The organism is Aquitalea pelogenes (assembly GCF_001515305.1).
GTDB lineage: Bacteria > Pseudomonadota > Gammaproteobacteria > Burkholderiales > Chromobacteriaceae > Aquitalea > Aquitalea pelogenes.
This window is the reverse complement of record NZ_LNQV01000088.1, coordinates 1-7,734: the sequence shown is the minus strand read 5'-3', so window position 1 is coordinate 7,734 and position 7,734 is coordinate 1. Positions and strand designations below refer to the sequence as shown.

General features: G+C 50.7%; 6 protein-coding genes and 1 pseudogene. 2 read left to right on the top strand and 5 right to left on the bottom strand.

All coding sequences use genetic code 11. From position 1 onward, the window contains the following. The first annotated feature begins 364 nt into the window (after positions 1-364). Together AWT75_RS20055 and AWT75_RS20050 are read left to right on the top strand one after the other, a co-directional pair. Complete coding sequence (locus AWT75_RS20055; RefSeq protein WP_062791495.1) at positions 365-1,747, top strand: MFS transporter; 1,383 nt, start codon at positions 365-367, stop codon at positions 1,745-1,747. A 90-nt stretch (positions 1,748-1,837) separates the two neighbouring features. Next, positions 1,838-2,962, top strand: a complete 1,125-nt coding sequence (locus tag AWT75_RS20050; protein ID WP_062791493.1) for a mandelate racemase/muconate lactonizing enzyme family protein — start codon at positions 1,838-1,840, stop codon at positions 2,960-2,962. Positions 2,963-3,375: 413 nt separating this feature from the next. Here AWT75_RS20050 and AWT75_RS21490 read toward each other — a convergent pair whose 3' ends face one another. From AWT75_RS21490 to AWT75_RS21780, 5 genes and pseudogenes are all read right to left on the bottom strand, one after another. Beyond that, positions 3,376-3,903, bottom strand: coding sequence for a hypothetical protein (locus AWT75_RS21490; protein WP_153013407.1), 528 nt, complete (start codon positions 3,901-3,903; stop codon positions 3,376-3,378). A gap of 90 nt (positions 3,904-3,993) precedes the next feature. Further along, on the bottom strand, positions 3,994-4,425 hold the full coding sequence (locus AWT75_RS20045; RefSeq protein WP_062791490.1) for a hypothetical protein: 432 nt from the start codon (positions 4,423-4,425) through the stop codon (positions 3,994-3,996). A 246-nt stretch (positions 4,426-4,671) separates the two neighbouring features. Further along, entirely contained in the window at positions 4,672-5,571 is a 900-nt protein-coding gene (locus AWT75_RS20040) for an RDD family protein (protein WP_062791488.1), read from the bottom strand. A gap of 174 nt (positions 5,572-5,745) precedes the next feature. Further along, the gene (locus tag AWT75_RS21485; RefSeq protein WP_153013406.1) at positions 5,746-6,042 is read right to left on the bottom strand and encodes a hypothetical protein; all 297 of its coding nucleotides are present in this window, start codon (positions 6,040-6,042) and stop codon (positions 5,746-5,748) included. Further along, a pseudogene (locus AWT75_RS21780) lies at positions 6,042-7,734 on the bottom strand (hypothetical protein); the annotation flags it as partial. The pseudogene AWT75_RS21780 and the gene AWT75_RS21485, both read right to left, overlap by 1 nt.

The window sequence follows — 7,734 nt, the reverse complement described above, 5'->3', positions numbered from 1 at the left end:
CAAGCAATCTGCGCACCCGTCAGGTCGAGGGTGCGCAAGTAATGCAATTGGGTGTGCAGTGGGAATGCAATTGGATGCGCAAGTCCGTGCAATTGCGCATACACAGAAACACCCTTTGTTTGTCTTTCAGATTGATCAACAGTAGTGCAGGCAAGTTCTGCCAACCCACTGGCAAACCGCCAAGGCCACACCCTGCACGTGGCACTTGGTGCGGCTCAGCCCCATGCAATCGCCAAGGCCTGCCATGCCCGGACAATGCCGGCCAATGCAGCAGCGTGGGCATGCACAAACGGCGACTCCGCGTGGCCGATAACAGGCTTGCCAGGCAGAGCAACCCACAATCACAACAAAGAGGAGATCACGCATGACCGGAATGGCTGCAGCAGACGTCGTGGTAACAGAAGGAATAGAAGAACGCGCCTACCGCAAGGCCGCACGCAAACTCATTCCGCTTTTGTTCCTGTGTTACATCGTGGCCTTTCTGGACCGGGCCAATATCGGTTTTGCCAAACTGCAAATGGCCGGAGACCTGCAATTCAGTGATGCCATCTATGCCGCAGGGGCCGGGGTGTTTTTCTGGGGTTATTTCTTCTTTGAAGTACCCAGCAACCTGATGCTGGAGCGCTACGGTGCCAAGGTATGGATTGCGCGCATCATGGTGACCTGGGGGTTGATCTCCTCAGCTTTCATGTTTACCGGCGATATCAAATGGGGCCCGCTGGCCACCCTCTTCCAGCTATCAGATGCCGAATTCACCTTTTATTTGCTGCGTTTCTTGCTGGGTGCGGCCGAAGCGGGCTTCTTCCCCGGCATCATCCTTTATCTGACGTATTGGTTTCCGGGAGAACGCAGGGCCAAGATGCTGGGCCTGTTCATGACTGCTGTCGGCGTGTCGCAACTGCTGGGCTCGCCACTATCGGGTGCCATCATGCAGTACATGGATGGCAGCGCCGGCTGGCGCGGCTGGCAATGGCTGTTTCTGCTGGAAGGTATGCCATCCGTACTGATCGGCTTCATGGTTCTGGCAGTGCTGCCCAATGGGCCACAGTCAGCCAAGTGGCTCACCACAGAAGAACGCCAACTGCTGACCGAGCGCATAGCCAGCGATAATGCAGCCAAGAGCGGGCTGGCAGCTAAGCACCGCATATCCGACGCATTCAAGGACGGCCGCGTCTGGGCGCTGGCAGTGGCCTACCTTGCCTTGCAAACCTGCTTTTACGCCGTTGGTTTCTGGATGCCCACCATCATTCAGGAGCTGGGCTTTGACAAAAAAGAACTGCTGCAAGTGGGCCTGGTCAGCATGATTCCCTGGGGGGCCAGCATCATTACCATGGTGTACTGGGGAGCCCGCTCCGACCGTACTGGCGAGCGGCGCTGGCACTGTGCCACCGGGTTTCTGCTGCAACTGGCCGGGCTGGTCGTCCTGGGCCTGGCAGCGCAAGCGCCAGTACTGTCCATGCTGGGGCTGACGCTCATCACCATTGGCTGGGCTGCCTGCATGGTTACCTTCTGGACTCTCCCCACCGCCTTCCTGGCCGGCACCGCTGCCGCAGCGGGCATTGCCTGGGTCAACTCGCTGGGTAACCTGGGCGGCACCTTCGGGCCAATGCTGATTGCCACCATTCGCGATGCAGCCAATGGCCGGGCGGAAACCGCATTCTTCGGACTGGCCGCCGTGGCATTGGCCGGTGCCTTGATTGTGCTGCTACTCCGTCAGACCCAAGCCCAGGGCAAAGCCCGTATTTAACGTTGTCTGAAACAGAAGACCGCACCTGTTTCGTCCCCGACAGCCGGTGCATAGTCAGCGCACCCTATCCCCCCTTCAGAGGAGAAGCCTGTGCCCATCATTCAATCCATCCAGGTATGCGTGGCACGCGTACCGCTGGACAAAGTCACTTACCTATCCAATCGCACCGTGGTTGATCGTCACTACGGCTTGGTCAGGATACGCAGCAGCGATGGCGCAGAAGGCGTTGGCTTTTGCTATGTCGGCAATGCCGCCGGCGAGCTGTTCCGGGTGGCGGTGGAGCAATTGCTGGCCCCGGTACTGATTGGCAAGGAATCACTCGCCGTGGAAGGCTTATGGCAGGACATGTACCAGGAAGCACTACTGCAAGGCCGCATGGGCACGGTAATGCGCGCACTCAGCGCACTGGACATCGCCTTGTGGGACTTGAACGCCCGTACAGCCGGTTTGCCACTGCATCAATACCTGGGCGCGGTTGAACTACACAGCGTGCCGGCCTACGCCAGCGGCGGTTACTACGTGGAAGGCAAAACCGCCGGGCACCTGGGTGAAGAAATGGCCAGCTATGTTGCGCTGGGCTTCAAGGCGGTGAAAATGAAAACCGGCCGCTGGACACCCCAGGGCGAGGAGTCGCGCGTCAAGGCCGCCCGTGACGCCATCGGACCGGACATCGAACTGATGCTGGACTGCAACAACGGCTGGACCGATACCGTACAGGCCATGGAATACCTGCGCCGGATGGAGCAATACCATCCGTATTTCATCGAAGAACCCTTCGGTCCGGATGACATCGAAAGCCACGCCCGCCTGGCCAGGCTCACCCGCATTCCCGTTGCCACCGCAGAAATCGGCTATGGTCGCTGGTATCACAAACAGCTGCTGGACATGGGCGGTGCCGCCATCTTGCAAACCGACGCGGCAGTATGCGGTGGCATTACCGAATGGAAACGCATTGCCGCCATGGCAGCCGCATACGGCGTACAAATGTGCCCGCACTGGTTCCACGACGTGCACGCCGCGCTGGTGGCCGCCACACCAAATGCGCGCTATGTGGAGTTTTTCTGGGACGATCAGGTACTCAACTTCCGCCGCCTGCTGGACCGTCAGCTGGAGCACAAGGCAGGCCGGGTCATCCTGCACCAAACACCAGGCCTGGGCTTTGGCTTTGATGAAAAGCAAATCGCCAAATACGGGCACTGGACAACCGTAAGCTGAAGCATCGGTAAAAAACGCCCGGCGCAACATGGCGGAACACCATAATGTACCGGGCCGCTTTTCAAGCAGGCTCGTACTCGCCTACCCAATTCAAAAAGACCAAGTAATAAAGAAAATGGTTAACCCATGTGCCAGCCATGCACACCGGGGGAATGTTCAGCACCCAAAAAGCGCTGGCCTTGCCTACCCTGCACCCGTCTGATGCCTACCGCAATCACTTGATGCAGGGCTTGCTGGGTTTGCAGCAGCAACAGCAGCAATTGCTGGCGTAAACCCGCGTAGTCACCCGTGCAGAACAGCCCGGCTATTTAATGGAGAACCGGGCTGCTTACTGATCAGTTTCTTATCAAATCAATTTACAATACGAGCAGATACAATAAATACAAACCCATTCAATTCAATTGATATTTAATTTATTTACAACGCGATTCTTTTGAAATTAATTCTTCATATTTTTTATCAATCACACTTCTTGCTGCCGAACCATCAAACTCACGTGCAGGCCAACCTTCAAGATGAATAATCTGACCAGCAGCAATCGAGATAGACTTATCAAGATTTCGTCGTGAGTAATAGATATTACCATCACCTAAGTCCTGGTGAAATGAAAGTGTCAAAACATATTCCCCCGGTGCCAATCTGAGCTGATACCTACCTTCAGAGTAAAATCCATTTTGCTTGTAACACCTCCAGTTACTGGCAACCAAGTCACCATTCACACGCTCAATCAACACACGACCATCAGTCGTTATCACACCAATATCACTTGATGGTTTTAAATCTCCATCATAAGCAATATAAGCATATTTTGAATATAAAAATCCCATCGTCGGCGGGGCATCTGTATAATTGTGGCTCGCACAGGCTGACAGCAACGAAATTAATATCAAAACCCCAACTCTGACCACAGCAACCCCACCGCAGCTTTTAAAAAAATCCATTCAAATTCACTCCAAACAAAAATATAATGCAAAGTTAAAATACAAAAACGATGCACAATTTCATTACATTAGAAATAATTCATTACACTATTACTCTTTTCTTCGCATCAACTTTACTACAATCTCATCAACCTCTCTAAAACCTTGCAAAACCAATTTTCCGGAAAAATTAATTCTAATATTGATCACAGGCCAAACCCCAGGAACAACATGGATCTCATCTATTCTATTCAAATAAAATACTTGCTTTCCATAGCTCATATCAAATATCAAACAGGTATCATCAATTTCAATTGTCGTACCTTGCAGAGCAGTAATTTTTTCTTTGAATCTTTTTCGCTCCGACATATACAATCCAAAAAGCATAAAAAAACCAATATACACAACAGAAATAAAAGCACCAGTATATTTCCAAATTAACAATGGAGCCAACAATAAAAACGACAACACAATAATGAGAATTAACTTTTTTCTTCTACTTAATAAATAATCAATATATTCAGTAGCAATTTTATATTTCATTTCATCCCTTATATAAACATTAACTATGCCACCATTACTAATTTGCAATTCAGCAAATAGTCAAATTGCCTCAAGGAAGAGATACCACACCCCAACAGACTAGCAGTCAGCAAATAGCACCGAGAGCCGCGCAAGAAAAACAAGATAATATTAGTTTTATATGATTATTGAAGTTATATTTTCACAGAGAGGAGCAAATTAATAAATTTCATTATTGCATGGTCAAATAACCTCAAGATCAATGCATTAATCCACTAATGCAGCCCATTCAGCTTGCGTATGCTGAAAAGATGTCCAGCTTACACTTTGCACCAATCCAAGATTAAACCCATACCCCAGATTAACGGTCAGCTTTTCATCAGCAGGAATGCCACTAAAGCCTTCCCAAAATATGGCATTGACAACACGCGCAGCCATTACCTCACTAAGGAATTTTTTATTATTAACTACCACATTCACGGCAAAGTGCGACTGATTATTTATTGTCACCTTCTGAATATTGAGAATAGCACCATTTAGGTCTAACTTTTCTTGCATCCCCCCCCATGCAACACGGGAATTGCGTGCGCTTTCAGATACATAATCACGCACTTGATAAATACCAACCACCAATGCAATAAGCACGCACGCTATTATGCCAATATTCAGCCAACGCTTACTCTCAACAACATCAAAATAGCGAACCGTATCCATAACAACCACAGTCCCTGCAAGCAGGTCTTGCGGTAAGCGGCCCTGCTTGCGATAGAAAATCGTCATATAAAGTAGCAACAACGCAAAGCTTGACCAAGCAAAAGAAAAAATCAGATCTATCCATACAATATTAGTAACCATGCCATTCGCAGAGATCATTACTGCAATCGGCAGACTGCGTATCATGCCTATCCGAAGGCTAGGCAAACTGCAATCAGTTGCACGAACTTCAATCTTGAGAAATTTCTTTCCAAATGTCTGTCCTCCACCATCAGAGCTATCAAGGACGCCAAAGTAAACCAATGCTGAAGACAATGTTATCAGGCGCCCCCAATTACCAATCACAGCAAGCCAGTCTGTAAAAGCAAGACCGATGACCATCAAGAGTAGGCCTAGCAGAATACAGTCAATCAAGAATGCAATAAGCCGTCGCCAAATTGGTGCAAAAGGCATGCCGTACTCCACTAAAAATTTGATACTGCGTGAGAAATCCAAACAGAACGAATCGACGTCACAACCACCAGAGCCATCTGATTTTGGTGCTGCCTAGTTTATCTTTATGATTAATCAACCTAATCCTTCCCAGCCGACGATTAATCTTCACAACATATTTAATATATTTTATCGTCAAAAAAAACTGCCACCTAAAAACAATGGAATACCATACATATTACGCCACATCACCAATTCCGGACGAGGACGAGGGGCATCGCTACAGAAAAACCACCAACCCGTCTTATCACAAGCGTATACATTCCAGTCATAGCTATAGTTATTAAGATAATAGCCGTAGAATGCCAATCCAAGCCCCATCAGAAGGTGGTGTAAACGCGTCGGAGCCACTACACGCGATATACACCACGCAACCGGCCAAAGCATTATATAAACAATCTTTCTAATTAAATTTATAAGAATATTTCTCACTATTTACTTCCTTGCAGAGTAGTTCTTCCATCAATGGATGGAGTTGGCAGAAATGATGGTAAATTCGAAAGCGTATTGTTAACGACACTTCCACTCACGGCAGAACCAGTCCACCTCAACACACCCATTCCAAAAATTGAGCCAAACATTCCGGCAACAGAACCATATTTGGACGCCGCTATGGCATCATAGCTACTTTCATTATATGCATTATTAAAGCTGGTATTAACATAACCAACCCCAGCACCAAACAAACCACTCGATATGGTCGCCCCTGCTGAATTAGGTATTCTAAAAATTGAAGAAAGCTGACTTCCGGCAGGCCCCACCATCGGCCCCGCCACCATCGCCGAATTCACCGCAAACAAGGATTGCACCGGATTGATTGCACTCACCTTGCAATTCCCTTGTGCACAATTTTGTGCATATTGCCCTGCCGCATCAAAACCACCGGCAATCCCCCCTGATACCAACATGGCATCGCCCACTGCCGGGCCAAGCAGGCCATAGCCCCCGGCAGGCAGGGCAGCCGTACCGGCTAATACCAGGAAGTTCATTTTGTTTTGTTGTTCATAGGTAGCGTAAGCCGAGCCAGGTGCAATGCCGTGCGTCGTGTAAGCCGCACTACTTCCACCGGCACTCCATGCACTACCTGGTTCTGTTGCGATAGGGTTACTGTAGGCCACTTGCAATGGTTGACTTTCTTCCTTAATTGCGTCCCGTAAGGCTTGGTTCAATTCATCTCGGCACTTTTGCGAACTGCACCCTTTCAGACCTTCAGCAATCGCCTTAACTTTGTGCTGCAAGTCATTATTCGTCACCTCATTAAATGCAGTCCCTGCACCTGCCGTACCTCCCACTACGCCACCAGCAGCAGTACTGGCCAGCGTAACCAGGGTGTTGTACAAGGCCGGGTTATTCTCCTGGGTGATGCCGTTTTCTTTGAGCAGGCGGCTGGCTTCGACTGCGGTGAGGCTGCCGGTCAGGCTGCCTGCGGCACCGGCTGCGCCGCCGGTCAGGCCGCCAATGACGGTGTGCAGGCCAATGCGCAGTTTGCCTTGTTCGCCCCAGTCCTGATTGATTTGTTCGGCTTGGGCAAACAGTTGTTGGGCTTGTTGCTCCTGGCCGTCGGCGTGGGCTTGTTTGGCTTGTTCGATGAGTGCATTGGCTTGTTTGATCTGGGTTTCGGCGTATTTCCCCACCGCACTGCTGGCCTGCTGCCCAAAGGTTTGGGTAATCAGCGTTTGTGCATCGATGTCTTGCTGCACTTTGTCGGCGTCGAAGATGCGCTGGATGCCGCTTTGCGGGTCGCCGGTGCGGGCGGCGCTGTTGCCGGCGATGCCGCTGATGCCGCTGCGGGTGTCGCTGGATGCGCTGCCGCTGTCGTTGCCAAAGCCGATGCCGGAACCGGACGGGCTCCACATGCCTTGCAGGTTCATCGCGGTGCCGATGTTGAGGCTGCTGCTGCTGGCGTTATAGTCGGCCTGGTTGTGCAGGTCGGTCATGGCGAGCTGGCCGCCTGTTGCAAACTGGTTGTTGTGGTCCTGCACGGCCTGTTCGGTGCTGCTGATGACGCCGCCGGTGAGGGTGGTGTCGCCCTTGACGTTGACGTGGAAGCCGCCGTCGCCGGCCAGGATGCCGCTTTGTTCGCCGACGCTCAGGTAGTCGCTGTTGATTTTGCTTTGGCTCATG

Coding starts and splice junctions, on each gene's coding strand:
- AWT75_RS21490 (WP_153013407.1), bottom strand. CDS start 3,903: ATGGATTTTTTTAAAAGCTGCGGTGGGGTTGCTGTGGTCAGAGTTGGG.
- AWT75_RS20045 (WP_062791490.1), bottom strand. CDS start 4,425: ATGAAATATAAAATTGCTACTGAATATATTGATTATTTATTAAGTAGA.
- AWT75_RS20055 (WP_062791495.1), top strand. CDS start 365: ATGACCGGAATGGCTGCAGCAGACGTCGTGGTAACAGAAGGAATAGAA.
- AWT75_RS20040 (WP_062791488.1), bottom strand. CDS start 5,571: ATGCCTTTTGCACCAATTTGGCGACGGCTTATTGCATTCTTGATTGAC.